Annotated in this window: 1 protein-coding gene; it reads right to left on the bottom strand. The window is 41.4% G+C overall.

The window, feature by feature from the left end; all coding sequences use genetic code 11:
• The coding region (locus FS666_RS19550) for a transposase (RefSeq protein ID WP_144463809.1) at nt 1-292 on the bottom strand (292 nt) is incomplete at both ends.

Genomic DNA, 292 nt, shown 5'->3' with positions numbered 1-292 from the left:
CGGAATCCAGATCGAAGCGATTGGTAATTAATCGTAAAGTGTTTCCCTTTGTATCCACTACTTCGAGAAGGCGGAACACATTCTCTGTACGATTTTGAGTTGAACCAATGTATACCATTTTATCGGATAAAACAGTAGAATCTTCGGGCACAGCAAAAGTCTCTACTTCACGAATGACGGCGTTTTTCTTCAGTCTTGACACGAAGAAATAGCCCTCATCGGTCATTCGATCAAATCGTTCGTAGTCAACATATCCACGATCAAACACATACATGGCATCCTTATCGTCTAC

The organism is Siminovitchia fortis, assembly GCF_007681465.1.
Classification (GTDB): domain Bacteria; phylum Bacillota; class Bacilli; order Bacillales; family Bacillaceae_C; genus Siminovitchia; species Siminovitchia fortis.
This window is presented reverse-complemented; position numbering and strand designations above follow the sequence as displayed.